16 protein-coding genes and 2 pseudogenes are annotated in these 26,206 nt (G+C 26.5%); 6 read left to right on the top strand and 12 right to left on the bottom strand.

Annotated features, from left to right (window positions below):
* Positions 1-35: 35 nt before the first annotated feature.
* Positions 36-1,100 (top strand): hybrid sensor histidine kinase/response regulator, encoded by a 1,065-nt coding sequence (locus CKV87_RS03970; RefSeq protein WP_012012535.1) that lies wholly within the window; start codon positions 36-38, stop codon positions 1,098-1,100.
* Positions 1,097-1,759, top strand: a complete 663-nt coding sequence (locus CKV87_RS03965) for a response regulator transcription factor (RefSeq protein WP_012012534.1) — start codon at positions 1,097-1,099, stop codon at positions 1,757-1,759. Before CKV87_RS03970 ends, CKV87_RS03965 begins: the two co-directional genes overlap by 4 nt.
* A 7-nt stretch (positions 1,760-1,766) precedes the next feature.
* On the opposite strand, the gene CKV87_RS03960 is transcribed toward CKV87_RS03965, so the two are convergent.
* The 5 genes and pseudogenes from CKV87_RS03960 to CKV87_RS03945 form a co-directional block, all read right to left on the bottom strand.
* Complete coding sequence (locus tag CKV87_RS03960) at positions 1,767-3,791, bottom strand: HAMP domain-containing methyl-accepting chemotaxis protein (RefSeq protein WP_012012533.1); 2,025 nt, start codon at positions 3,789-3,791, stop codon at positions 1,767-1,769.
* Between the two features lie 350 nt (positions 3,792-4,141).
* Positions 4,142-6,136, bottom strand: coding sequence for a HAMP domain-containing methyl-accepting chemotaxis protein (locus tag CKV87_RS03955; protein ID WP_012012532.1), 1,995 nt, complete (start codon positions 6,134-6,136; stop codon positions 4,142-4,144).
* Between the two features lie 41 nt (positions 6,137-6,177).
* Positions 6,178-7,119, bottom strand: a pseudogene (locus CKV87_RS11885) (methyl-accepting chemotaxis protein); the annotation flags it as partial.
* 588 nt (positions 7,120-7,707) lie between these two features.
* Positions 7,708-8,181: pseudogene (locus tag CKV87_RS11880) on the bottom strand (MCP four helix bundle domain-containing protein); the annotation flags it as partial.
* Between the two features lie 433 nt (positions 8,182-8,614).
* The gene (locus tag CKV87_RS03945) at positions 8,615-11,011 is read right to left on the bottom strand and encodes a methyl-accepting chemotaxis protein (RefSeq protein ID WP_012012530.1); all 2,397 of its coding nucleotides are present in this window, start codon (positions 11,009-11,011) and stop codon (positions 8,615-8,617) included.
* A 155-nt stretch (positions 11,012-11,166) separates the two neighbouring features.
* Here CKV87_RS03945 and uvrC point away from each other — a divergent pair, with 155 nt between their 5' ends.
* The 3 genes from uvrC (at position 11,167) to CKV87_RS11875 (ending at position 16,428) form a co-directional block, all read left to right on the top strand.
* Positions 11,167-13,017, top strand: coding sequence for an excinuclease ABC subunit UvrC (gene uvrC / locus CKV87_RS03940; protein ID WP_095065851.1), 1,851 nt, complete (start codon positions 11,167-11,169; stop codon positions 13,015-13,017).
* A 2-nt stretch (positions 13,018-13,019) separates the two neighbouring features.
* A complete protein-coding gene (locus tag CKV87_RS03935) occupies positions 13,020-14,042 on the top strand; it encodes an alanine racemase (protein ID WP_012012528.1) in 1,023 nt (340 codons plus the stop codon).
* Positions 14,043-14,166: 124 nt separating this feature from the next.
* Positions 14,167-16,428, top strand: coding sequence for a methyl-accepting chemotaxis protein (locus tag CKV87_RS11875; RefSeq protein WP_012012527.1), 2,262 nt, complete (start codon positions 14,167-14,169; stop codon positions 16,426-16,428).
* Between the two features lie 48 nt (positions 16,429-16,476).
* On the opposite strand, the gene CKV87_RS03925 is transcribed toward CKV87_RS11875, so the two are convergent.
* The 5 genes from CKV87_RS03925 to CKV87_RS03905 all read right to left on the bottom strand — a co-directional run bounded on the left by CKV87_RS03925 (position 16,477) and on the right by CKV87_RS03905 (position 20,915).
* A complete protein-coding gene (locus tag CKV87_RS03925) occupies positions 16,477-17,604 on the bottom strand; it encodes an iron-containing alcohol dehydrogenase (protein WP_012012526.1) in 1,128 nt (375 codons plus the stop codon).
* 37 nt (positions 17,605-17,641) lie between these two features.
* Positions 17,642-18,784 (bottom strand): NAD(P)-dependent alcohol dehydrogenase, encoded by a 1,143-nt coding sequence (locus tag CKV87_RS03920; protein WP_012012525.1) that lies wholly within the window; start codon positions 18,782-18,784, stop codon positions 17,642-17,644.
* A gap of 124 nt (positions 18,785-18,908) precedes the next feature.
* Positions 18,909-19,553, bottom strand: coding sequence for a type A chloramphenicol O-acetyltransferase (gene catA / locus CKV87_RS03915; protein ID WP_012012524.1), 645 nt, complete (start codon positions 19,551-19,553; stop codon positions 18,909-18,911).
* Between the two features lie 25 nt (positions 19,554-19,578).
* A complete protein-coding gene (locus tag CKV87_RS03910) occupies positions 19,579-20,346 on the bottom strand; it encodes a competence/damage-inducible protein A (RefSeq protein WP_012012523.1) in 768 nt (255 codons plus the stop codon).
* The gene (locus tag CKV87_RS03905) at positions 20,346-20,915 is read right to left on the bottom strand and encodes an adenylate kinase (RefSeq protein ID WP_012012522.1); all 570 of its coding nucleotides are present in this window, start codon (positions 20,913-20,915) and stop codon (positions 20,346-20,348) included. Before CKV87_RS03905 ends, CKV87_RS03910 begins: the two co-directional genes overlap by 1 nt.
* A gap of 129 nt (positions 20,916-21,044) precedes the next feature.
* Here CKV87_RS03905 and CKV87_RS03900 point away from each other — a divergent pair, with 129 nt between their 5' ends.
* The gene (locus CKV87_RS03900; protein ID WP_012012521.1) at positions 21,045-21,686 is read left to right on the top strand and encodes an adenylate kinase; all 642 of its coding nucleotides are present in this window, start codon (positions 21,045-21,047) and stop codon (positions 21,684-21,686) included.
* Positions 21,687-21,721: 35 nt separating this feature from the next.
* On the opposite strand, the gene CKV87_RS03895 is transcribed toward CKV87_RS03900, so the two are convergent.
* Positions 21,722-23,479: a YgiQ family radical SAM protein gene (locus CKV87_RS03895; protein ID WP_012012520.1), complete on the bottom strand. Its 1,758-nt coding sequence runs from the start codon at positions 23,477-23,479 to the stop codon at positions 21,722-21,724.
* 60 nt (positions 23,480-23,539) lie between these two features.
* On the bottom strand, positions 23,540-26,125 hold the full coding sequence (locus CKV87_RS03890; RefSeq protein ID WP_012012519.1) for a chemotaxis protein CheW: 2,586 nt from the start codon (positions 26,123-26,125) through the stop codon (positions 23,540-23,542).
* Positions 26,126-26,206 lie beyond the last annotated feature (81 nt).

Genomic DNA, 26,206 nt, shown 5'->3' with positions numbered 1-26,206 from the left:
CTTAACAAACTACAATATGTAAAAAGAATAATTATATGGATAAAAAATACACAATACTAATAATAGATGATAAAACAGAAAATTTACACTACTTAAATACTCTTTTAAAAGAAGAAAATTATTTAGTACGAGCTTCAACAGATGCAATATTTGCTATAAACTCTTCAAAAGTAAATCCTCCAAATTTAATTCTTTTAGATATAAAAATGCCAAATTTAGATGGATTTGAGGTTTGTAAACTTCTTAAAAATGAAGAGAATTTAAAAGATATTCCTATTATTTTTATTAGTGCTTTAGACGATGTGCAAAGTAAAATAAAAGCTTTTGAAAATGGTGGAGTTGATTATATAACTAAACCTTTTGAAAAAGAAGAAGTTCTTGCAAGAATAAAAACTCAATTAAATATTTTTGAAAGTAAAAAAACTATCTCAAATCTTTTAGAACAACAAGATTTTTTCCTAAAAAAAATCATCCATGAAATGAACACTCCACTTAGTATAATAAATCTAAATATCGATAATTTAGAATCAACTTTAGGTCATAAAGAGGAGTTTGAAACAATCAAAGCTTCAAGTAAATCTTTATCTTCAATCTACAATGATTTATATTATCTAAGTAAAAAAAAGAAAAGAGTTTCTGAAATATCAAATATAAATTTAGTAAGATTTTTATCTTCAAGAGTTGCTTTTTTTGATGAAATGGCAAATGTAAAAAATATAGACATGAGTTTAGATATTCATGAAGAGTTCGATATTTTGATGGATTCTTATGAGTTAGAAAGAGTTATTGATAACACCCTTTCAAATGCCATAAAATACTCTTTTGAAGATTCAAATATAGATATTCTTTTAGAAGTTATAGATGATATTTATAAACTTGAAATAAAAAATGAAGGAATAGAAATCCTTGATACAAAAGCAATTTTTAATGCTTATTATCAACAAAAAGATAAAAATATAGGTTTTGGATTAGGACTTAGTATTGTAAAAGAGATTTGTGATAAATATGAGATAAGAATAGAGGTAAACTCTTTAAACAATCAAACAACTTTTAGCTACATTTTTCCAAAAGATCTGATTTCTAAAGGAAAAATTTTATGAAAATATTTTTACTTGAAGATGATTTTGCTCTAAATAAAATCATAAAAATTTCACTACAAAATAGAGGTTTTTTTGTCGATAGTTTTAGTGATGGATACAAAGCTGTTGATGTGATTTTAAATAGTAAATATGATTTATATATTTTGGATTTAAATGTTTTGGGATTTGACGGACACAAGATTTTAGAATTTATTAGAAAAGATGATTTAACTGTTCCAATTATTATGATAAGTGCTGAAATTGATATTGAAAATATCAAAAAATCTTACACTTTAGGTTGTAATGATTATATTAAAAAACCATTTGATTTTGAAGAGCTATTTTTGCGAATCCAATATCATTTAAGTCATATAAGAAAAGATGAAAATAGTGATTTTATAGTAGAGTTAGGTTATGACTTTTCCTTTAATTTACTTGAGCAAACTTTATTTAAATCAAACAATGAAATAGAACTGACAAGTAAAGAAAAATTACTTTTAAGCCTACTTGTAAAAAATATAAATAACACAGTTACAAATGAAATGATTCATGAATATGTTTGGGACAACAAAGAGATGGAAGCAGTTAGCATGAGAACAATTGTTCATAAACTGAAAAAAAAGCTTAAAAATGGAATGATATTAAATCTAAGATCTATTGGATATAAACTTATTAAATAAGGAAAGCTTAAAAGCTTTCCCAATCATTATCATTATTTTTAGATACTACTTTTGTATCTTTTTCTGATTTATTTGAACTCTTTTTATTTACAAATGGCGAATTTAATGATTTTACTTTTTGATTATTATTCAACTCTTTTGATTCATTAATATCTTTACCTTTTACTTCATTTTTTCCAATAAACTCTTTTTCATCAGCACTAGAAACAATCAATTTAGCTATTTGGTCTGTCATAGTAGAAATTGTATGAGTTTGCATTGCTACATTTGCATTTTGTTGTGTTTGTTGGTCAAGTTGCGTTACAGCTACATTTATCTGCTCTATTCCTGATAATTGTTCTTTACTTGACATTTCAATATCAGAAATTAAGTTAATTGTATTTATGATGTTTTGATTTAATTCTTTATAACCTTCTATCATATTTGTCGCTATTTGTTTCCCTTGATTTGCTTTACTTGTAGCATTTTCAACTATTGCTTTTATCTCTTTTGCTGCTTCTGCGCTTCTTGATGCTAGGTTTCGCACTTCTTGAGCAACAACTGCAAATCCTTTTCCTGCTTCTCCTGCTGTTGCTGCTTCAACTGCTGCATTTAAAGAAAGAATATTTGTTTGAAATGCTATTTGATCTATAACACTTATTGCTTCATTAATCAAATTAACTTGATTATTTATTTCATCCATAGCAACTGTTGTTTCATTTGCTAATTTTTCACCTTGATTTGCGGAAGCTGTTACATTACTAGAGTAACTTGCCATTTTTGCAATACTCTCTGTATTATTTCTTATATTACTTGTTATCTCTTCTAAAGCAGCTGCTGTTTCTTCTAAAGATGCTGCTGCTTCATTTGAGCTTAGGTTTAGTTTATCTACATTTGCTAATAAAATATTAGAGCTTTTATCTAAAGTTAATCCATTTGTTTTATTATCGATTAACATTTGCGTTATTGAGTCACCTAAGTTATTTACACCACTTGCTAGTTTTAAAAGGTGTTCTTTTAAACCTTTTTGGTCTATTTTATTTAAGTAATTATAGTTACTATATTGTTCTAATACTTTTAATACATTATCTATATTATTCTCTAAATTAGAAGCCATATTATTTAGAACTTCTTTTAACTGCATCAATGCTGGGTTTGAAACACTTAGGTTTAATCTTTGGCAAAGGTCACCTTGTTCAAATTCACCTAATACTGCTATTGTTTCATCTATTAGTTTTCTATCTTCTTCTATTCCTTTTTGTGTTTTTACTATATTCTCATTTACCACTTTTGCCATTTGTCCAAATTCATCTTTTGAGTCTAGGTTTATTAATTCTGCTTTTGTTGATTCTCGGTTTAAATAAGCAAAGAAACTAAATAGTCCATCTTTAAAAACTGTTAAAGCATTTACTAACATTGAAGAAATCAATAAAGATAAAACAATTGTTATTAAAATACCTATTATAGATATTGCTATTATTATATCTCTTGAACTCTCATATAATTTGTTTGTTATTTCATCTTTTTGTTTTAACATTTCCTTATTCATCATTACAAGTTGATTTAAAAGATTCTCACAATTATCAACTTCTTCTCTTCCTTTAGTTTGAGACAATAGTATTGCTTCACTATTATTTTTTGCTAAAGTTAAATCAAATATTTCATTTGCAATTTTGGCATATTTGTTTTTACTATCAATACATCTTTGTAAAAACTCTTTCCCCTCTTTTGAAGCTACAGCACTCAATTCTTTTGCCATAGCATCAAATCTTTTATCATACTCTTCAAATCTATCAATATATTTTTTTGTCTCTTCATCATTTTCAGCTAAAATTGCATTTTTTTCAACTCTTTGCATAGACATTAAAGCAATTGTAATTTGATTTGCAAACTCAATTCTTGGAACATTTGTATCTATAATATCGGTAATTTCACTATTTAATAATGATGATGTAGATAATCCTCGCCATGAAATAGTAATAGCAACAACAGTAAACACTATCAAAATTAATAATAACTTTGATTTAACCTTTAAGTTTCTTAGAAAACTCATTTTATCCCCTTCAATTTAAATTATTTTTTTAGCTCTAAAAATTATTATCTTATCTTATCTTATCTTTCTATTAATTTGCCAATTACTTTATAATTATTTTATAATAAGATTTAAAAGAGAAAATATATAGATTTTTTATTTTATTATTTATCGATATATCAACTAAGTAATAACAAAATAATTGATATTAAAAAATATTCTTATAAAGATTAAATAATATTTTATTTAAGTTTTTTTATTTATTTGAATAATTATTTTTTAGATAAATTTTATTATTTAAATAAGATTATTATTAAATAATATTGATTATAGTAAACAAAATATATTTATTTAAAAGGGAAGAGGAAAGCCTAAAAGCTTTCCCATTCATTGTCATTAGTTTTAGATGATACTACTTTTGTATCTTTTTTTGTTGGTACTATTTTCTTCTCTACTTCATGTATTTGCTTATTATTTGTTCCCATATTCATATTTTTCGCTTTAACATCATGTTTACCAACAAACTCTTTTGCATCTGCATCACTTACTATTAGTTTTGATATCTCATCTGTTATCAATGCTACATCATGTGTTTGACTTGCTATCATTGCATTTTGTTGTGTTTGTCTATCTAATTGTGTTACTGCATCATTTATTTGTTCAATTCCAAGCAATTGTTCTTTACTTGCGTTTTGTATATCACTTATCAAGCTTATTGTTTGAGAAATATTTTGATTTAACTCTTTATATCCTTCTATCATATTTGTTGCGATACTTTTACCTTGATTTGCTTTACTTGTTGCATTTTCAACTATTGTTTTTATTTCTCTTGCTGCTTCTGCGCTCCTAGATGCTAGATTTCTTACTTCTCCTGCAACAACTGCAAATCCTTTTCCTGCTTCTCCAGCAGTTGCTGCTTCTACAGCTGCATTTAAAGAAAGGATATTTGTTTGGAATGCTATATTATCGATTACACCTATTGCTTCATTAATCAAATTAACTTGATTATTTATTTCATCCATAGCAACTGTTGTTTCATTTGCTAATTTTTCACCTTGGTTAGCAGAGGCTGTTACTTCTGTTGATAGTTTTGCCATTTGTGCTATATTTTGTGTATTATTTCTTACATTTGAAGTTACTTCTTCTAGAGCTGCTGCTGTCTCTTCTAAACTTGCTGCTGCTTCATTCGAGCTTAGGTTTAATTTATCTACATTTGCTAATAATACATTTGAGCTTTTATCCAATGTTAATCCATTTGTTTTATTCTCTACTAGCATTTGTGTTATTGAATCACCCAAAGTATTTACACCATTTGATAGTTTTAGAAGATGTTCTTTTAAACCTTTTTGGTCTATTTTATTTAAGTAATTATAATTAGAGTATTGTTCTAATACTTTTAGTACACCAGCTATATTATTTTCTAAATTAGAAGCCATTTTATTTAGAACTTCTTTTAATTGAGTTAAAGCTGGATTATTAACACTAATATTTAATCTTTGAGATAAATCTCCTTGTTCAAATTCTCCTAATACTGATATTGCTTCATCTATTAGTTTTCTATCTTCTTCTATCCCTTTTTGTGTTCTTTCTATATTGTGGTTTACTACTTTTGCCATCTCTCCAAACTCATCTTTTGAGTCTAAGTTTATTAACTCTACTTTTGTTGATTCTCGGTTTAGGTATGCAAAAAAGCTAAATAATCCGTCTTGTAAATTTTTAAGAGAAATAACAATTGAGTTTGTAATAAAAAATGCAATAAGTACTGAAAATAAAATAACAATAGAAATAATAGTTATAAGTAAAACTTTTGAATTTGAGTAAATCTCATCTCCATTTGCACTTGCATCTTGTGCACCTTTTACATTTAAATTAACCAATTTTGATAAATCTGTAGAAAAACTGTCATACACTACTGTACTTTCTCTAATTAGTTTTAAAGCATCGTCTGTTCTGTTATCTCTTGAAACAGCTATTAGCTCATCATGCATTTTTAAATATTTATTAAACTCTTTTGAAAAATCTGCATAGATTGCTTTTTCATTTTCTGAAGAGATTAATTTTTCATATTTTTCAAGATCTTTTTTCATAATATCTAACAGCTCTTTCATTTTTGCTTCATTCTTTGTCATCTCTTCATCTGTTTTTGATAAGATATGATCGTATTCAAGTATTCTATAATCAGATGTTGCTGTATTAATTTTATTTGTTATTACCACGCTTGGTAACCAATTTTCTGAGATTATTGTTGATTGGTCATTTACTGTTGACATCTTTTGTGTTGAAAGTATCCCTAATATGATAACTAAACCTACTATTATCCCAAAACCTGTAAAAAGTTTCTTCGATACCTTTAAATTCTTAAGCATTTTTTCTTCCCTTTATTCTAATTTTAATTTTTTATAAAAGCCTAAAAGCTTTCCCATTCATCACTGTTTGTTTTTGCTGATACCACTTTTGTATCTTTTTTTGATACCTCATTTTTTTCTACTATTTTTGAACTTGATTTCTTAGTTGTAGTAAAACTCTCCTTATTTGAATTTATCTTTTTTGCCTTAACTTCATGTTTTCCTATAAACTCTTTTTCATCAGCACTTGAAACGATTAATTTTGCTATTTCATCCGTTATTGCTGCAACATCGTTTGTTTGATTTGCCACTGCTGCATTTTGCTGTGTTTGTCTATCTAATTGTGTTACGGCATCATTTATTTGCTCAATACCAGCTAATTGCTCTTTACTTGACATCTCTATATCTGAGATTAGATTTATTGTTTGAGAGATATTTTGATTTAACTCTTTGTATCCATCTATCATATTTGTCGCTATTTCTTTACCTTGATTTGCTTTACTTGTAGCATTTTCAACTATTGCTTTTATCTCTTTTGCAGCTTCAGCACTTCTACTTGCTAGGTTTCGCACCTCTTGTGCAACTACTGCAAATCCTTTTCCAGCTTCTCCAGCAGTTGCCGCTTCAACAGCAGCATTAAGAGAAAGAATATTTGTTTGAAATGCTATTTGGTCTATTACTGAAATAGAATCGTTTATTAAATGAACTTGATTGTTTATCTCATCCATTGCAACTGTTGTTTCATTTGCTAATTTTTCACCTTGATTTGCAGAAGTTGTTACTTCACTTGATAGTTTTGCCATTTGTGCTATATTTTGAGTATTATTTCTAATATTCGAAGTTACTTCTTCTAAAGCTGCTGCTGTTTCTTCTAAAGATGCTGCTGCTTCATTTGAACTTATATTTAATTTATCTACATTTGCTAATAATATATCTGAACTCTCTCTTAATGTTAATCCGTTTGATTTATTTTCAACTAACATTTGTGTTATTGTTTCTACTAGATTATTAATACCAACTGCAACTTTTCCATTGTCTTGGATTCTCTCTTTGAAGTCTAGTTTTGCAAAGTTATCTAAAACTTTTAATAGTTCATTTATATCTTTTGCTACACTATTTTTTGTACTTTCTAACATTTCATTAAAAATATTTTTTAGCTCTTCAAGATTTTGATTTTCAGTTGATTTTTCTATTCGTTTAGTAAATTTACCATCATTTACTGCACTTACAACAGCTTTTACATCTTCAATTAATAGGTTATCTTGAACTATCAAGTTTTCAGTTTTTATTATATTTTTATTTATTACTTCTGAAATTTGAGCTATTTCATCTTTTGAAGAAGTATCTAATAATGAAACACTTTTTGTCTCTTTATTTAAAAAATTGAAAAATTCTAGTAAACCATTTTGTAATTTTTTAATTGAATTATTAAATGTTTTACTAATTGCATATGAGAAAAATAGTGTTATTAATATTGTTAATATTGTTATACTCACAAAAGTATTTAAAGATGAAGATATTAGTGACTCAACTTCAATTTTATTTTTCTCAACAATCTTATAAGTCTCATCACTAAAAAAATCTATTATGTCTCTCATAGACTCATAATCTTTTGAGTATGTTGAAAAATAAAATGTTTTTGCGTCATCTATTTTTCCATCTTTTACTAGCTTAATTAATGTTTGAGTATTACTTTTTGTTAAATTATAATATTTGTCAAAATCATCTAACTCTTTTGATTTAGAAGACAATTCATCTTTTAAAAATCCTTTAAACTTATCAAATCTTTGTCTAATTTGTGATAAATTATCTTCTACACCTTTTGTTATTAGCTTTTCAATTTGTTGATTATCTTTTAGATTCATTATTTGACTCAAAGCCAAATTTGATTGATAAGAGTCCCTATCTGCTTCTAATAATACTGTAATACCAGCAAAATCTTTTTCCGCTAAATTATCTGTGTTATTATTGATATTTTTTATATTAAAAGAGACCAATAAACTGCTTATTATTGATACAACTATTAATATTAAAAATGCACCCATTATTTTATTTTTTATGCTCATTTCCTTCTCCTATTAACTGGTAAATTCATATCCTATTTATAATTATATAATAAAAAATCTCATTTTATGCGATGCTATTTGAATGCTATTAAAATAACGATAAAATCGAGTCCTTTTATTAATAATGTTTCTTAAAATTAAGATTTAAAAATAACTTTATCATTATTACTTTTTAGCTGATTATTTACTTTTTTTAATTCTACTAACTCGAGTAACTTTACTTTTATTTTTAAATTTAAAAAACATTTTTTATCTCCTAAATTAATTAAGTAATTATAATATTAGAATGTAAGTAAACTACTAGCAAAATCTGAGGAATCAGAGGAAATCTGAAATAAAATATTTTTTTAGTATGAAGAGTTTATTGATTTTTTTAAAATAAAAAATTGTAATAAATTATTATAAGTTAGATAAATAAAGGGTAGAGGAAAGCCTAAAAGCTTTCCCATTCATTGTCGTTAGTTTTAGATGATACTACTTTTGTATCTTTTTTTGTTGGTGATACTATTTTCTTCTCTACTTCATGTATTTGTTTATTATTTGTTCCTACATTTACATTTTTAGCTTTAACATCATGTTTACCAACAAACTCTTTTGCATCTGCATCACTTACTATTAGTTTTGATATCTCATCTGTTATCAATGCTACATCATGTGTTTGACTTGCTATCATTGCATTTTGTTGTGTTTGTCTATCTAATTGTGTTACTGCATCATTTATTTGTTCAATTCCAAGCAATTGTTCTTTACTTGCGTTTTGTATATCACTTATCAAGCTTATTGTTTGAGAAATATTTTGATTTAACTCTTTATATCCTTCTATCATATTTGTTGCGATACTTTTACCTTGATTTGCTTTACTTGTTGCATTTTCAACTATTGTTTTTATTTCTCTTGCTGCTTCTGCGCTCCTAGATGCTAGATTTCTTACTTCTCCTGCAACAACTGCAAATCCTTTTCCTGCTTCTCCAGCAGTTGCTGCTTCTACAGCTGCATTTAAAGAAAGGATATTTGTTTGGAATGCTATATTATCGATTACACCTATTGCTTCATTAATCAAATTAACTTGATTATTTATTTCATCCATAGCAACTGTTGTTTCATTTGCTAATTTTTCACCTTGGTTAGCAGAGGCTGTTACTTCTGTTGATAGTTTTGCCATTTGTGCTATATTTTGTGTATTATTTCTTACATTTGAAGTTACTTCTTCTAGAGCTGCTGCTGTCTCTTCTAAACTTGCTGCTGCTTCATTCGAGCTTAGGTTTAATTTATCTACATTTGCTAATAATACATTTGAGCTTTTATCCAATGTTAATCCATTTGTTTTATTCTCTACTAGCATTTCATTGATGATTGTTGCTAGGTTATTTATACCAACTGCAACTTTTCCATTATCATTTTCTATTTTAGGTCTAAAATCAAGTTTTCCAAAACTATCTAATACTGCTACAACCTTATTTATATCTATACAGATATTTTGTTTTGTAATTTCTAGCATTCCATTGAAATTATTTTTTAGCTCTTCTAAACTCTCATTTTGAGTAGATTTTTCAATTCTTTTATCTAAATAACCTGCTTTCACCTCATCAACTACTCTTTTTACATCATCTATTAAAATATTATCTTGAAGTATCAAACTTTCAGTTTTTTTGATATTCTCGTTTATCACTTTTGCCATTTGCCCAAATTCATCTTGAGAATCTAACTCTATTAAATGAGCTTTCTTTTCTTCTTTATTTAAGAAAGAGAAGAATCCTAAAAGTCCATCTTTTATTATTGTTAAATTTTTATTTAATATTCTCATACTAATTAGTATCACAAAAATGATTATAGATAAAACAACTATACCCGCAACAATAGAAAAGTTTCTAACAAAACTAGCTTCACTTAAATACTCACTTTCAGGAGCAGTTGCTATAAATGTCCAATAATTTTTTGTATCTCCAAATTGTATTGGATATACATAGTTATAAGAGTCTGTTCCTGTTTTTAGATTTTTAGCAAAATATGAATTTTTTTCACCATTTTTACTTTTTTCAATTGCATTTAATATAGTTTCATTTTTTGTTACATCTTTTATATATTTACCTATATTTTCAGGTTTTGGATGAGCTATAAATTTTCCATAGTTATCAAATAATGCTCCATATCCATTTTCAAACAATTTAATCTCACCTATTTTTTTGTTAAAAAAGTCTAAAGAAAAATCTACTCCAACGGCACCTACAAATTTTCCTTTATAATAAACAGGCGATGAAACTGTTGTTAAAAGTACATTTTTTCCATCTATTTCATAATTATATGGTTCTGTTATAGATACTTCTTTATTTTTATATGGCTTATTTATCCATTCTGATTCTAAACTAAAATCTGATGAAGGTTGAATAGTAAAAGAACCATCACTATTTCTTACAACATAAGGTTGAAATACTCCATCTTTAGTATAATAGTTTGTTTTATCTGAACCATCATTTTTTGTATAAACAAGTGTTCCATCTTCAAAAGTGAACCAAACACCTAATAAAAACTTATTTTGATTTAACACTTCTTTTAAATATTTTATAGTCCCCTCTTTTGAAAGTTTTTCATTATGCTCAATCGCACTTTCATATCTGTTTGCTATATTATTTGAGATAACAATAGCTTTGTCAAGCGTATTTCTTATTTCTAAAGCGTTACTTTTAGCCATTTCATTAACATACTCTTGAGATTGATTTTTCAAAGATTCAAAAGTGTTTGAAGATATTATATATATCATTAAACTTAAAGAAACTGCCGTGATTGAAACTAAAACTAACAACAATTTAGTTCCAAAATTTAATTTTTTCATTTTATTTTCCTCTATCCTAATTTCTAAAATATAATGAATTATATTTTATTTGAATTACAAAACAATTATATATTATATTTTATTATATGTGTTTATTTTTTTGTTCTTTTTATATACTGTTTTATAATTTAATGCTTTTTTGATACAATCCCCAAATGAATTTACAAGAAAAGCTACAACAACTTCCTAATGATGCAGGAGTTTATCAATACTTTGACAAAAATGGTCATTTACTTTATATAGGAAAAGCAAAGATTCTAAAAAATAGAGTTAAATCCTATTTTAAATTTACTCCAAAACTACAACCAGCAGATAAATTAAGTCCAAGAATTTATAAAATGATTAGTGAAGTGGAAAGTTGCGAGTGGATTGTTGTACCAAATGAACATGATGCTTTAATTCTTGAAAACTCTTTAATCAAACAATTAAAACCAAAATATAATATTTTACTTCGAGATGATAAAACTTATCCATACATTTTTGTAGATTTTGATGAAGATTTTCCAAGACTTGATATAACTAGAAGAATTCAAAAAAGTAAAAGTATCAAATATTTTGGACCATACTCAACTGGTGCTAGAGATATGCTTGATTCTATTTATGAAATAGTTCCATTAGTACAAAAGAAATCTTGTGTAAAGGGTAAAAAAGCCTGTTTATTTTATCAAATACAAAAATGTTTAGCGCCTTGTGAAAATAAAATCTCAAAAGAAGAGTATGCAAAAATAGTTGAAAATGCTTTAGAGTACATATATAATAAAACAAAACTAATTTCAAAACTAAATGAAAAAATGCTTCAATATTCAAATGATTTTAGGTTTGAAGAAGCAATGACTTTAAGAGATAGAATAAAAACTATTGAAAAATCTCAAATAAAATCTGGTATTGATTTAGCAACAAATGAAGATATTGATATTTTTGCAATAAATGCAAATAATAAAAAAGCTGTAATTGTAAGAATGTTTTTAAGAGATGGAAAACTAACCTCATCAAGTCATGATTTTTTAAAAATAGATAACTTTGATGAAGAGTTCGAATTTGATTATCAAGAAGCTTATGAAAGAGCAATTATTAACTACTATGATAATGAAATTCCTCTTTTACCAAAAGAGATTTTGATTGCCCATGAACTTGAAATTACAAATGAATTAGAAGAGTTTTTACATACAAGATTTAACAAAAAGATTAAACTAATAAATCCTAAAAAAGATAAAAAAAGAGAGATTGTAAATATAGCTTTAAATAACTGTGATGAATTATTAAGAATTGAAAATTCAAAAAATCAAACATCAATTTATGAAGAATTAAAAGAGTTGTTTAATCTTCAAACTCTTCCATATTTAATAGAGAGTTTTGATAACTCTCATATGATGGGACAAGCAACAGTTGGAGCAATGATTGTTTGGAATGAAAGTTTAAATACTTTTGATAAAAAAGCCTTTAGACATTATAATCTTGAATCAAAAGATGAATACTCTCAAATGAAAGAGATGTTAATAAGAAGAATTGAGAGTTTTGAAAAAAATCCTGCTCCTGATTTATGGATAATAGATGGAGGAGAAACTTTACTAAAATTAGCTTTTGATATAGTGCAATCTGTTGGTGTAAATCTTGATATTATTGCAATAGCAAAAGAAAAAATTGATGCGAAAGCCCATAGAGCAAAAGGAAAAGCAAAAGATATAATTCACTATAAAACAAAAAATGGTGAATTTAAAAGTTTTAACTTATTAACAAGTGATAAAAGACTACAATTCGTTCAAAGACAAAGGGATGAAGCTCATAGATTTGCAATAACTTTTCATAAAAAGCAAAAAAGAGCACAAGATAAACAAATCTCTTTATTACAAATCAAAGGTATTGGTGAAGCAAAAATCAAAAAGCTTCTTTTATATTTTGGAGAATTTGAAAAGATTAAAAAAGCATCATTTGATGAACTAAAAACTGTTTTAAACGAAAAAGATGCAAGTACAATTTTAGATTATTTTACTAATTTCAAGGATTAATTTTGGCAAAAATTTTATTAAGCAAAGAGAATCTATTTTACAATTTAGATGTTATTTCAAAAAAAGCTGGCTCAAAAGAAAAAGTTGCAGTCGTTCTAAAAGATAATGCATATGGACATGGTCTTGTAGAAATTGCAACTTTAGCAAAAGAATTTGGAATAAAAAAAGCAGTAGTTAGAACAATAGATGATGCACTAAAAATTGAAAAATTATTTGACTTTATTTTAGTATTAGCAGAAAAATCATTTCACACTTATTCACATACTTTTCACATTGCATTAAATAGCCTTGAAGATATAGATAAACTACCAAATAATAGTAATGTTCACATAAAAGTTGATACAGGAATGCACCGAAATGGAATCTATCCAGAAGATTTAGAAAAGGCTTTTTTAGGGCTTTTGGAAAGAAATATCAAGGTAACTGGCGTGTTTACGCACCATAGAGGGGCAGATGAATTGTCAACAGATTTTTTCTGGCAAAAAGAGAATTTTTCTCTTGTGAAAAAGAGTGTAAAAAATATATGTGAAAAACTTTTTTTACCAATTCCACTATTTCATTCTTGTAATTCAGCAGCACTTTTTAGAACAGAAAATTTTGATGAAGATTTTACAAGAGTTGGAATTGCAACTTATGGTTATTTAGATGATTCTGATGTTTTTAATTTTCCAAAGTTAAAACCAGTTATGTCACTTTGGGCAAGTAGATTATCAACTAGAATTTTAAAAAAAGGACAAAGTGTTGGTTATGGTGGAACATTTACAACAACTGAAGATATGCTAGTTTCAACTTATGATGTAGGCTATGGAGATGGCTTTTTAAGGTTAAATGAAAGAAAATCTTACACAACACCAAAAGGATATAAAGTTTTAGGAAGAGTATCTATGGATAACTTATCTTTAAATACAGATGATGAAAAGGTTTGTATTTTTGATGATGTAAGAGAGTTAGCAAAAATTCACGATACAATTACTTATGAAATAACAACTACTTTAAACCCTAATATAGAAAAAGAGATAATTTAATCTCTTTTTTAACTTTCGCTTTTTCTATCATATTTCATACTAAATAAATAATATTTATTAATTTAATTAAAATTGACTATAATTATGTTCAAAAGACAAATTTACATAATTTTTAGGACATAAAATGGATTTTTTAAAAAAATCAGTAATTGCAAAAGTAATTTTTGTATCGATTATTTCTATTATCATTTCTATGAGTATTTTAACTTTTTTAGTATCAAATAATACTTTTGAAGCAATGAAAAAAAATACTGAAAGTACAGTACATAAAGAGATATCTTTATTAGTTGAAAATATTAATACTTTTAATAAAGTAGCAAAAACTGGAGCAGACACAATAGGTAATATATTTTTAGATATGCTTCAAGGAATAAAAATAGATAAATCTCAAAACATAAAAGTTGGAGATTTACAAACACCTGTTTTATCAATAAATGGTAAAGCTTTAAACCTTAACTTTGATATTGTTGATAAATTTACTGAAATGACAAATGGTTCAGTTGCAACTATTTTTGTAAGAAAAGGTGATGATTTCATAAGAATTTCAACAAGTTTGAAAAAAGAAGATGGAAATAGAGCAATTGGTACAAAACTAGACATCAATCATCCTGGGTATAAAAAAGTATTACAAGGTGAGACTTATTTAGGAAAAGCTACATTATTTGGGAAAAACTATATGACAAAGTATATTCCAATAAAACAAGATGGTGAAGTTATTGCAATTGCATTTATAGGTTCTGATATTAGCAAAGATTTAGATAATTTAACACAAACAATAAATAGCAAAGTTATTGGAAAAACTGGTTATTACTATATTGTAAATTCTAATGAAAAAGATTCAAAATATGGTAATTTTATAATTCATCCAAAACTAAAAGATACTTCAGGATTAGAGCTAACTGATAAAAATGGTCTATTGATAGTAAAAGAGATGTTAAAAGCTAAAAATGGTGAATTAACTTATCTTTGGAATGAAGGTGAAAAGTTTGTAGTATTTGAAAACTTTGAAGAGTGGAATTGGCTTTTAGTAGGTGGTGTTAATTCAAGTGAAATATTTGCAGATGCGAATAAAATAATGGTTTTAATCATAACTTTATCTATTATAACAGTAGTTATAATATCTTTATCAATATTTATAACAATGAGAATTTCACTAAGATCTCTTAAAAAAATAAAAGATGGTCTTTTATCTTTCTTTGAATATTTAAATAGAGAAATTGTTCACGCTGAAAAAATAAATATTGATACAGAAGATGAATTTGGAGTTATTGCAAAACAGATAAATGAAAATATAGAAAAGATTGAGAAATCAATTGATGAAGATAGAAAACTAATAGATGAAACAATAGCAGTATTAGGTGAATTTGAACAAGGTGATTTATGCCAAAGATTAAATATAGAAGTTTCAAATCCAGCTTTAATGCAACTAAAAAATGTTTTAAATAATATGGCAAATACTCTTGAATCAAATATCGATAATGTTTTACATATTTTAGAAGAGTATTCTCACTATAACTATTTAAATAAGATTTCAACAAAAGATTTAAAAGAACATCTTTTAAATCTTGCAAATGGAGTAAATATTTTAGGTGATTCGATAACTGAAATGTTAGTTGAAAATAAATCAAATGGTTTAACACTAAGAAAAAGCTCAAATGTATTATTAACAAATGTTGATAAACTAAATACTAGTTCAAATGAAGCAGCAGCTTCTTTAGAACAAACTGCAGCTTCTTTAGAGCAAATTACTTCAAATATTAGAAATAATACGCAAAATGTTTCAAAAATGTCAAAATTCTCAAAAGAGTTGACAAATTCTGCAATAGAAGGTGAAAAACTTGCAAGTAAAACAACTCAAGCAATGGATGATATCAACAATCAAGTAACAGAAATAAATGAAGCCATTTCAGTTATTGATAACATAGCTTTCCAAACAAATATTCTTTCACTAAATGCTGCTGTTGAAGCTGCAACTGCTGGAGAAGCTGGAAAAGGATTTGCTGTTGTTGCACAAGAGGTGCGAAACCTAGCAAATAGAAGTGCTGAAGCTGCTAGAGAAATAAAAACTATAGTAGAAAATGCAACTTTAAAAACTAATGAAGGTAAAGAGATAGCTAATAATATGATAAATGGTTATAAAGAGTTAAATACAAATATTTCTAACTCTACAAAATTGATTTATGATATTGAAAATTCTTCAAGAGAACAACTTTTAGGTATTGAACAAATAAATCATGCAATAAATCAACTAGACCAACAAACACAACAAAATGCTTCTATTGCATCTCAAACTCAAGAAATTGCAGTTTCTACAGATAACATAGCAAATTTAATTGTAAGTAAAGCAAATGAAAAAGAGTTTATTGGAAAAGATAAAATAAATTAAAAGCAGTTTTTTTAAATTTGAATGGATTTTAAAATCCATTCAAATCTTTTATATCATATTATTTAAGATTTGTTCTAACTGCTCTTTTGAAAACTCTTGTTGATTTGATAAGTTTTCTATAATCTCAGGAATATTCTCTTTTGATAAATTAAATTGATTTAATCTTGTTGGTGTTCCTATTTTATTAAACCAATTTTCTAAAGCTTCAATTCCTTCTAATGCACTATTTTTAGCAAAAACTTCTTTTGCAAATCTTATAAATTGAGCTTCATTTTGTTTATAATACCACTTCATCCAAGCTGGCATTACAACAGAAAGCCCTGCTCCATGAGGAACATTATAAAGTGCTGATAAAGAGTGTTCAATTAGATGATTTGGAAAAGAAAAATCTTTTGTTCCAACTGTTGTTGTTCCATTTAAAGCATTTGTAGCTGCCCAAGCAAACTCTCCTCTTGCACTATAATCATCTTTATTTTCTATTAAAATTTCTGTTGTTTCAATAACTGTTTTTATGATAGATTCAACAACCCTACTCATATAAGTTGGTTGAATTTTTGCAGTAAAATATCCTTCAATACAGTGAGCAATAATATCAGAAGCAGAATAAACTAAATACTCTTTTGAAACACTTTTTTGAAGTTCTGGATTAATAACTGATACTTTTGGATAAATACATGAAGACCAAATAGATAACTTTTGTTTTGTTTTTTCATTTGTAACAACTGCATATCCGTTCATTTCACTTCCAGTTGCTGCTAAAGTTATAATATCAAATATAGGTAATGCATCTTCTATTACTTTTTTACCAACAAAAAAATCCCAAACATCACCATCATATAAAGTTCCAACAGCTATTGTTTTTGAACTATCAAGTACAGAACCTCCTCCAACACTTAAAATAGCTTCAATATTTTCTTTTTTTGCAATTTTTATAGCATCTTGAATTGTTCCTAAAATTGGATTACTAATAACTCCACCAAACTCTATAAACTCAACACCATTTTCTTTTAAACTATTTGTCACACTATCAAAAAGCCCATCTTTTTTTACTCTTTGACTTCCATAAACTAATAAAACTTTTTTTATATTATATACACTAAGATATTTTCCAATGTTTTTTTCTTTATCTTTTCCAAACTCAATTTTCGTTGGATTATAAAAACTAAAATTTTCCATAAATTTACTCCTTTTTTGTAATTTTATCTATATTCTTCTAAAATGTAGAAGCATCAATAACATATCTAAATCTAGCTTTTTTATCTAAAACTTTTTGCCAAGCTTCATTTATTTGTTCTGCTTTTATTATCTCAATTTTTGGTAAAACTTTATTTGTTGCACAATAATTTAATACATCTTGAGTATCTTTCATCCCACCAATAAGAGATGATTTAAAATTTACTCTATTTTGTGCCATCAAAAAGCTATTTATTGGTAATTCTGATTTTGGTAAACCTAATTGAACAAAAGTTCCATTTGGTTTTACGACATTACAATAAGCAGAAATATCAAATACTTCGGGAATTGTTGAAATCATATAATCGACTTTTTTATTATATTTTTTTAATATTTCTATATCATCTACAACAATTACTTCTTTTACTCCAAAACTTTTAATATCTTCAATTTTATCTTTTGAAGTCGTAAAAGCATAAACTTTTGCACCTTTTGAAATAGCTAATTTTACTGCCATATGTCCAAGCCCACCAATTCCTGCAACACCTACTTTCATACCTTTTTTTATTTTTGCTTTTATTATTGGTGAATAAGTTGTAACTCCTGCACATAAAAGTGGAGCAGCTTTTTGAAAAGTAATATTTTTAGGAATAAATACTGCAAAATGACTATTTACAACAATGTTATTTGAATATCCACCTTGAGTAATTCCTGTTGGTTCTTTTGAAGTTTCATAACCATAAGTAAAAATTGTATCTTCACAATATTGTTCTTTATTATTTCTACAACTACCATCAACCATGCAACCAACACCAACTCTATCTCCAATTTTAAACTTTTTTACTTTTTTTCCAATTGCACTTACAATTCCAACTATTTCATGTCCTGGAACTTGAGGATATTGCTGTTGTAACCAATCACCTTTTATATGATGAATATCAGAGTGACAAATACTAGTATATTTTATATCTATTAAAATATCATTTTCGCCAACTGCTTTTCTTTCAAAACTCCAAGGTTTTAAAATACCTGTTTCATCAAAAGCTGCATAACCACGAGATTTGATATTACTATTTTTTTGAAAAGAGAAAGAATTTGTAGGATTTACTGCAAAAAATAAAGCTGTACTAACTAAAGCTGATTTTTTTAAAAATTCTCTTCTTGTATTATTATCTTTATTCATTTTACTTCCTTTCTCTTAATTTTATCTATATACTAAATTTAAATCAAATGAATAAGCAATTTCTAATAAGGTTGTTTTACAAAAGTATTGATGAAGAGACAAAAGAGCAACAAATACTAAATCTTTATAAATACTTTTCAGGTTCATTACACCATTCTTGCAATTTATTAATAAACTTAGCAACATGAAATCCATCACAAACAGCATGATGTATTTGAATAGTAACAGGTAGCACTATTTTATTTTCATTTTTATCATATTTACCAATTGTGATAATTGGTTGGAAATAATCATTTAAATGTGGAAGATTTAAATTAAAACCACTATATTTTATCCAAGGTAAACAAGAGATATTAAAATGATTTTCTGGAATATTAAACTTTGGGAAAAGAGATTTATTATTTTCGTAATTGGTACAATCTTTTTCAAATTCATCAAAAAAGATTGTTTTATCGTCACTATATTCACTCCAAATTGAAGAGAAAGTTTCCTCTTTTTGATGGAAAATTGTATAACTTGGATGTAAAACATCCCAAGTAACAATTTCATTATTTTTGATTGACATCCTAAATTCAAAAGTTGAATTTACTAATTTTGAAATTAAATATATAATCGATGAATAAAATTTATATTTATTTTCTTTTAAATATTGTAAAAATGTAGTAATTTCAATCTCTGAAGTTAAACTAAATGAACATTGTAAATTTCTATAATGTTCAAAATGTTCTTTTCTATTCCATGAATTAATATCAAATTTTTTATATTCCATATTATTCCTTCAAAATAAGTTGTTATCAATCTTTTATATTATGTATATCTTCTAAAATATACTCTTTTTTAAATTCTATACAAAAATCTATAAATAGCTGAAAATAAATATCTACTTGAACTTCATCATATCCAGCAAGTGAAATGACAACTTTTCTTTCATTTCCAATAAACTTTGGTAATGATGAAAAATCAAGTTCTTTTGGTATTTTTTTCATAGTATCTATTAAATCATTTTCAGTTGAGTTTATAGTCATAACTTTTCTATATTTATTTTGTGATTTAGGATATAGTTTATCCAAAGCTTCAATAACCATAGCTTGACTCATAGATGGAAAACCTGGTGTGAAAAAAAATCTATCTTCTAAATAAAATCCAGATACATTATTTACTACATTTTTAAGAAGTTTTGCATTTATTGGTAAATATGCCATATTTACTCGATGAGGATAAGCATCATCTTTAAATTGATTTATTATATTTGTTTTTGCTTCTTCGTGAAATTCCATTTTCCCACTTGTAAAAGCTTGTGATGCAATTTGCCTTGTATAATCATCAGGTGTTGCACCAATTCCTCCAAAACAAAACATCACAGAATTTGGATCTGATTTTATAAGATTAAAAATATTTAACATAAGTTCAGGGTCATCTTCAATCACAAAAGAAGCTTTGTGTTCCCAACCACGGTCTAAAAGTTGTGCATTTAAAAAAGGAAAATGAGAATCTTTTCGACGCCCATTTAAAAGTTCAGTTCCAATAATTACAGAATAAAAATTGATTTTTTTATTTGTCATTAGATTCTCGATTGTATAAATGTATCCATTTCATCAACAATCTCTTTTATAGTGCCTTCACCATTTATTATTTTTAATAAACCTCTTTTTGAATAAAATTCTTTTATCTGCTCTAAAGGCTCTTTATAAACTTTCATTCTATTATTAAATACTTCAATATTATCATCAGCACCTCTTGAACGACCAAGAACCCTATCTCTTGCTACTTCTTCAGATACTTCAACTTCTATACAATTTAGTAATTTTACTGCATCTTCTTTTTCTAAATATTTATCTAATTCCAACATTTGCTCAATACTTCTTGGGTATCCATCAATAACAATAATATCTGTTGGTGCATTTTTAATAGCCATTAGAATAGTTTCAATTGCAATATCAATTGGTACTATATTTCCAGCTTTTATATAAGTATCAATTATTTGACCTCTTTGACTTCCACTAGCTACTTCTGCTCTAAACATATCTCCAGTTGAATAGTGAGTTACATTAGTATATTTTGAAGCAATTAATTCTGCATCGGTAGTTTTACCAGAACCAGGAGCTCCAATAATTAAAAATAATTTTTTCATATATTCCCTTTGAATTTTCGAGGTACAATTGTATCAAAAATCATTTAAATTCTTGGTGTAGTGTGAAAACCTTATCTGTTATTAAAAGCTTTTTCTATACAATATGCGAAAAAGTAAGGAAAGTAAACTATGAATTTAATGCTATTTGGAGCACCAGGAGCTGGTAAAGGAACTCAAGCAAAGTTCTTAATCGAAAAATATAATATTCCTCAAATCTCAACAGGTGATATTTTAAGAGCTGCTATTGCAGATAAAACAGATATGGGAATGGAAGCAAAAAAATTTATGGATGCTGGACAGTTAGTTCCAGATTCGACAATTATTGGAATTATTAAAGATAGACTTGCAGAAGCTGACTGTAAAAATGGTTTTATTCTTGATGGATTTCCAAGAACTTTAGCACAAGCTGAAGCTTTAAGCGAATTAATGTCATCTATGAAAATCTCTCTTGATAAAGTAATCTCTTTAAATGTTCCTGATGAATTAATCGTTGGAAGAATTACAGGAAGAAGAGTATGTTCTAAATGTGGAGCATCTTTCCATGTAGAATTTAATCCATCAAAAGAAGAAAATGTATGTGATTATTGTGGTGGTGAATTAATTATTAGAAAAGATGATAATGCGCAAACTGTTATTAGCAGACTTGACGCATATCATACACAAACTGCACCACTTATTGATTTTTATAAAAAAATGGGTGTATTTATGGAACTTGATGGAACAAAAGATGTTTCAGAAGTTACAGCTGATATGTTTAACGCATTAGCATAAACTATTTCTTTATTAAAAAGGGAGTTTATCCCTTTTTATCCTTGCATTCCAGAGCTAAAACTTTTTTTATTATTTCCAGCAAATTGTTTTTTTGCTATTACAATCTCTTTTTGTCTCTCTTTTCTTCTTGGGTCTTTTTCTACAAATATTTTTTTCTTCGTAAATGGATCAAGTTCTGTGTAATACATAACAGCAGAGTAAGTTCCAGGAGTTGGAGTAAAGATTTGAGCTTGTTCTGGATTCATTTTAAGTTCATGAGTTGTAAACTGTTTTAACTCGTGCATATGTTTCTCTTCACAGCCTGGATGTGCAGCAATCAAATAATAAGTTAGATATTGTTTTTTACCACTCTCTTTATTTAAATCATCATACATCTTTTTAAAATCAATCAGTGTTTGTTTTCCTGGTTTTCCCATATGATGTAAAACCTCATCATTTGTGTGTTCAGGGGCTACTTTCATTTGACCTGAAATATGATGGTCTATCATCTCTTTTAAATACTCTTTTCCATGGTTTTTATCAGCAGTTATCAAATCATATCTAACACCTGAAGCTACAAAGGCTTTTTTTATTCCTGGAACTTTTCTAATATCTTTTAAAAGTTGTATATTTCTATTATGGTCAACTTTCATAGTTCGGCAAAGTCTATGCGCATCAACACATCTTTTATTATCTATACAAGTTCCAAGATTTATTTTTTTCTTACACTCATATCCATACATATTAGCTGTTGGTCCACCAACATCTGAAATAATTCCTTTAAAATCTTTCATGCTGACAAAGTGTTTTGCTTCTGCTAAAATATTTTGTTCACTTCGTGTTCGTATAGTTCTTCCTTGATGAGCTGCAATTGCACAGAAGTTACACTCTCCCCAACATCCATGATGAGTCATAATTGAAAATTTGATAGTTTCTAAGCATTTAACTTTTCCATCTTTTGCATGATACGGATGAGCATCTCTTTGATATGGGAAAGATGCTATTTTATCCATTTCCTCTTCTTCCATATGCCTACTAGGTGGATTTTGTATTAGATATCTTCCATCAACTTCTTGGCAAAGTCCTTTTGAATATATTGGGTCATTATTATCATAAAAAGTTCTAAAAAGGTCTATATATTTTTCTTTATTTGTTAAACACTCTTTATGAGAAGGAATTTGAATATAATCATCTTTAGGCTCTTTTGAAATATAACAAAGCCCTGCTATTGTTCGTACATCTTTTCCCTCTTTTAAATATGTTCCTAAATCAATAATAGCTTGTTCTGCCATACCATAAACCATATAATCAGCTTTTGAATCAAATAAAATTGGTTTTCTAAGACTATTTGACCAATAATCATAGTGAGTAAGTCTTCGCAAGGAAGCTTCAATTCCACCTAAAACTATTGGAACTGTATTTTTAAAATATCTTCTTATAAGATTTGTATAAACTAAAGTTGCACGATCAGGTCTTTTATTGTTTTTTCCACCAGGAGTATAATCATCATCATTTCTAAATTTTTTACTTGCAGTATAGTTTGAAACCATAGAATCTATACTTCCACCACTTACTCCCCAAAAAAGTTTAGGTTCACCAAGTCGTTTTACATCTACATCACTATTAACATCTGGTTGCCCAATAATACCTACACGAAGTCCAATATCTTCTAAAATTCTTCCAACAACAGCAATTCCCATAAAAGGTGAATCTATATAAGCATCACCTGTTATTAAAACAACATCAAGTTCATCCCAACCTCGTTGTTTCATCTCTTCTTTTGTTGTAGGCAAAAATTTATTTAATTTACTCATCTATCTTCTTTTTAAATATATATTACTAATATAATACCCAAATAGATTTTATGATACGATTTAAACCCTTTTTGTGAAGTTATCATCTAACTTTTTAATATTTAAAAGCATTGCAATTTTTGAATCTTCACTATCTTTTATATCTACAAGACTTTCAATCAATGTTCCACTTCCTAAAAAGTGATTTTGAATATGTTGAATTGATTTTTCTTCAACTGTACAAATAGTTTCAAGTGATGATACTAAAAGCCCCACACAATGTTCAACATTATCTTTATCATATTCTACTAATATTATATTTTTAAGAGTTCCATCTTCTATCTCTTCATTTACAAAGTCTCTTATATCTAAAACAGAAATTAGTTTATTTTTATGTAAAACCATTCCTTTAAAGTGATTTTTCTTATCCATTTCTATTGATTCTTGAAGTTCTTCTATTCCAATAGATTCTATTACATTTTTTGAATTTACTGCAAGCAATCTTTTACCTAAATAAAAAGTTGCTAATTCAATAGTTTCTCCTATAAATTCTCTTTTTTGAGAAGTTAAAAATTTTGTTTTTGAGTGAGATAAAATAACATTTGAATTTGCTTTTCCAATAAGTATAAATACAAAAGATAAAACATCATTTTTATAATCATCAACTGCACTTTTATACTCTCTATATCCACTTGAACATTTTACTCCAACAGCATAATAATTCCCACGAAACTCTATAATACGACTTAAGTTTTGACCATTTTTCAATTTAAAAAATGAGTCATCAATATCCAAATATGAATTTACTTCAAAGTTTGTACTTGTTGTAGCGATAATTTGTTTATTTTTATCAGTGAAAAAAGCATAAACTCCTTTTTGTTTATTTCCATAAATATCTTTTGGTAAAATCTCATCAAGCATTGTATAAAATTGTGCAGAAGAATCAAAAACAATAGCAATTCCTCCTACAACATCATTATCATCTTTAAAAGAACGTATCGCACTACAATATATATAAGTTGATTCATTTTCATAAAGATTTGTTTTCTCAAATTTTGAAACACAATATTTTGAAGTATCTTTTAAAGTTAAAGTTTTTTCTATCCAATCTTGAGTTAAAATTTTTCCAATAAGATACTGCTCTTTTTCATTTGAAACAGCAATAATTTTTCCATTTTTGTCAAAAATTATTAGATTTGAATAGACTGTATATAAATCATTTATATATTTTAAAATAGAACTTATTTCTTCTTTTTTTTCACTAATAGTTGAATAATCATCTAAAGCTTCTTTAAAATAAGAGTTTAAAGCCCACCATCTACAATCATTTGCTCTTTCATAAAGATTTCTATCCATAATATCAATAGCAAGTGAAGATAAAAATTCACAATCCTTTAGTATAGATGAGATAATAGTTTGATTTAAATTATCCAAAGAAGAATTTGCTTTATTTCCTGTAATACCTATTTCATTTAATAAAGCTCTTGAAAACTCTCTATTTGTTGAGTTTAATTTACTTTGAACAATATTACCATTCCAAATAACTCTTATTAAGTTATCTTGAATTGTTTTACTATTATAAAAAACTTCTTTTAACTCTTTTGAAAAATGTTGTTCATTCTCCATCATAGAATTTATAATATTTTCATCAACAACCAAACTATTAAGTTCATCACTTAAAAAAGCATATTCAAGAGGTATCATAATATGTCCATACCACTTAAGCCCATAAAACCCTTGATAACCATTTGTCTCACAAGTTTTAGCAATATAGTCTCGTCCTGCATAAGATACAATTTTATAGTTTTCATTTAAAACTATAGGAAGTTTTACTCCTAAATTTATATGTTCTTTATCACTACTTGCTATTACATAACCATCTTCATCTAGTATTGTTAAACACTCTTTATTTTTAGTATCTACTAAATTTCCAAAAATTGCATTCATTTCATCTGTAAATCTAAAACAAAGAGCTAAAACTCCTAAATCTTTGCTTCCTGAATCATTTGATTTTGTTACTTTATATGAATAAACTAATGATTTTTTATATTGAGGAAGGAAATCATGATATTTATAACTTTCGATGTAATCATCACTTGTATTTAAAACTTTTTGAATAAATGAAGTATCAACTTTTTCTAAATTTATATCTTCATTCAATCTTACAACTATTTTTCCATGAACATCAAATAAAACAATATCAAAATAGACAGAATATTTTGAGACATATTCTTTGAATTTTTTTTGAATTTCTTGTTTTATAACTAGACTATTTTCATCATATTTTGACACAAAGTTTTCTAAAAATAGTCTAATATCATCATCGGTTGCTAAAAATCCTATATCAGCTGTTCTTTCAAATAAGTTTCTAATCAATACATCAATAGTAACTTGTGACTTAAATCTCATCTCTTGAGTTACTTTTTTTATTTGTTGAAAACTTAAGTGATTTAATAAAGTTGAAGTTAGATTTAAAAAGTTCTCTTTTGTTTTTCCTATATCTATGTTTATATCACCAAGTTGTCCTAAAAGTGCTAACATATCCCAAGAAGAACTTAAAGTTCCCAATTCGTCTTTATATTTATCTACATCTTCAATATATTTTATAATTGGATATAACTCTCTTTTTATAGTTATACCTTTATAACTTATAGTTTCGTTTAACATATAATTTCCTAATACTTATTAAATATAGAAAATTATATAACTTTGGTTAATTTTTTTATTTATACAAGTGTATATAAAATA

This window comes from Aliarcobacter butzleri, assembly GCF_900187115.1.
In the GTDB taxonomy this organism is placed as follows: Bacteria; Campylobacterota; Campylobacteria; order Campylobacterales; family Arcobacteraceae; genus Aliarcobacter; species Aliarcobacter butzleri.
The sequence above is the reverse complement of the archived record's forward strand: the minus strand, read 5'-3'. Positions and strand labels throughout refer to the sequence as shown.

Bases quoted from the DNA above. Each gene is read 5' to 3' on its own strand.
- CKV87_RS03925 (WP_012012526.1), bottom strand. From the start codon at position 17,604: ATGGAAAATTTTAGTTTTTATAATCCAACGAAAATTGAGTTTGGAAAA.
- CKV87_RS03890 (WP_012012519.1), bottom strand. From the start codon at position 26,125: ATGTTAAACGAAACTATAAGTTATAAAGGTATAACTATAAAAAGAGAG.
- CKV87_RS03895 (WP_012012520.1), bottom strand. From the start codon at position 23,479: ATGAGTAAATTAAATAAATTTTTGCCTACAACAAAAGAAGAGATGAAA.
- CKV87_RS03900 (WP_012012521.1), top strand. From the start codon at position 21,045: ATGAATTTAATGCTATTTGGAGCACCAGGAGCTGGTAAAGGAACTCAA.
- CKV87_RS03965 (WP_012012534.1), top strand. From the start codon at position 1,097: ATGAAAATATTTTTACTTGAAGATGATTTTGCTCTAAATAAAATCATA.
- CKV87_RS03960 (WP_012012533.1), bottom strand. From the start codon at position 3,791: ATGAGTTTTCTAAGAAACTTAAAGGTTAAATCAAAGTTATTATTAATT.
- uvrC (WP_095065851.1), top strand. From the start codon at position 11,167: ATGAATTTACAAGAAAAGCTACAACAACTTCCTAATGATGCAGGAGTT.
- CKV87_RS03970 (WP_012012535.1), top strand. From the start codon at position 36: ATGGATAAAAAATACACAATACTAATAATAGATGATAAAACAGAAAAT.
- CKV87_RS03920 (WP_012012525.1), bottom strand. From the start codon at position 18,784: ATGAATAAAGATAATAATACAAGAAGAGAATTTTTAAAAAAATCAGCT.
- CKV87_RS11875 (WP_012012527.1), top strand. From the start codon at position 14,167: ATGGATTTTTTAAAAAAATCAGTAATTGCAAAAGTAATTTTTGTATCG.
- CKV87_RS03955 (WP_012012532.1), bottom strand. From the start codon at position 6,136: ATGCTTAAGAATTTAAAGGTATCGAAGAAACTTTTTACAGGTTTTGGG.
- CKV87_RS03905 (WP_012012522.1), bottom strand. From the start codon at position 20,915: ATGAAAAAATTATTTTTAATTATTGGAGCTCCTGGTTCTGGTAAAACT.
- CKV87_RS03910 (WP_012012523.1), bottom strand. From the start codon at position 20,346: ATGACAAATAAAAAAATCAATTTTTATTCTGTAATTATTGGAACTGAA.
- CKV87_RS03945 (WP_012012530.1), bottom strand. From the start codon at position 11,011: ATGAAAAAATTAAATTTTGGAACTAAATTGTTGTTAGTTTTAGTTTCA.
- catA (WP_012012524.1), bottom strand. From the start codon at position 19,553: ATGGAATATAAAAAATTTGATATTAATTCATGGAATAGAAAAGAACAT.